The sequence below is a fragment of the Mesorhizobium sp. M7A.F.Ca.CA.003.01.2.1 genome (assembly GCF_003998945.1).
Lineage (GTDB): Bacteria > Pseudomonadota > Alphaproteobacteria > Rhizobiales > Rhizobiaceae > Mesorhizobium > Mesorhizobium ciceri.
In genome coordinates this window covers 1-1,509 of the sequence record NZ_RZRA01001147.1, presented here as the reverse complement: position 1 = coordinate 1,509, position 1,509 = coordinate 1, and the positions used below count along the sequence as shown (strand labels likewise).

The following is a 1,509-nucleotide window of genomic DNA, read 5'->3' as shown; positions in this document are numbered from 1 at the left end:
AACAAGGCCGTCGCCGCACAAGCCAATGGAAGATTGGCGAAGGAGATCACCCCAGTGACCATCCTGCAGCGCAAGGGCGATGCGCTCATTGTCAGCAAGGATGAACACCCCCGCGCGGGCTCAACGGTCGAGGCGCTGGCCAAGCTGCCGACGCCGTTCCGGCAGGGCGGCACGGTGACGGCCGGCAATGCTTCCGGCGTCAATGACGGCGCGGCGGCACTGATCGTTGCCTCCGAGGCGGCGGTGAAAAAGTATGGGCTGACGCCGATCGCCCGCATCCTCGGCGGGGCTGCCGCCGGCGTGGCGCCGCGCATCATGGGCATCGGCCCGGTGCCGGCGACGCAAAAACTCTGCGCGCGGCTTGGCCTGACACCAAAACAGTTCGACGTCATCGAGCTCAACGAAGCCTTTGCCTCGCAAGGCATCGCCGTGCTGCGCCAGCTCGGCATTGCCGAGGACGCCGAACACGTCAACCCGAATGGCGGCGCCATCGCGCTCGGCCATCCCTTGGGCATGTCGGGCGCCCGCATATCCGGCACGGCGGCGCTGGAGCTTCGCGAGCGCGGCGGCCGGTATGCGCTTGCCACCATGTGCATCGGCGTCGGCCAGGGCATCGCGATCGCGCTGGAACGGGTCTGATCGGCAAGTCTCTCCGGCTAACTTCGAGAATCCGGTGCGGTTAAATTTGACCACGTGGACAAAAGTCCGGACCCGTTCCATAGTTCCTCGTCTGATTTTTAGAACAGCCGGCTCGACACGGCTGTCGAACAGAGGGGAATACAATGGAAAACCGAAAGAACAGATTTCAATCCGCACGCGAAGGGCTTTCGCGACGCAATGTGCTGGAGTTGGGCGCGCTTGGCCTGGCTGCGGCAATGCTGCCGGGCGCTGCCTTCGGCAAGGACAAGAAACTGAAGGTGGCGGCGATCTTCGCCACGCCGATCGAGGAGCCATGGGACAACCAGATCCATGTCGCCCTGCAGAAAGCCGAGAAGGAACTCGGCATCGAATACAAATGGTCGGAGAAGGTGCAGACCGCCGATTTCAGCCGCGTCATGCGCGAATACGCGCAAGGCGGCTACCAGCTGGTGCTGGGTGATGCCTTCGCCGCCGAGCGTGAATCGCGCCGCACCGCCAAGCAGTTCCCGAAGACCGCCTGGCTGTTCGGCTCCGGTGCCGGGCCGGCGGAACCGAATTTTGGCGTGTTCGACAACTGGATCCACGAGCCCGCCTATCTCTCCGGTATGATCGCCGGCAAGATGTCGAAGTCGGGCACGATCGGCGCCGTCGCGGCGATGGGCATTCCGGAAGTGAACCGGCTGGTCAACGCCTTCTTCGCCGGCGCCAAGGAGGTCAACCCGAACATCAAGAAGAAGGTCGCCTTCATCGGCTCTTTCTTCGATCCGCCCAAGGCCAAGGAAGCGGCGGTCGCGCAGATCGACGCCGGTGTCGACGTCATCTATGCCGAGCGCTTCGGTGTCATCGAAGCGGCGGTCGACAAGAAGATCC

Annotated in this window: 2 protein-coding genes; both read left to right on the top strand. The window is 63.8% G+C overall.

Features of this window, described 5'->3' with window-relative positions:
- The coding region (locus tag EN969_RS30630; protein ID WP_127419709.1) for an acetyl-CoA C-acyltransferase at positions 1–639 on the top strand (639 nt) is incomplete at its 5' end.
- A gap of 143 nt (positions 640–782) precedes the next feature.
- A partial coding sequence (locus tag EN969_RS30625; RefSeq protein ID WP_164758645.1) for a BMP family protein occupies positions 783–1,509 on the top strand: 727 nt, incomplete at its 3' end.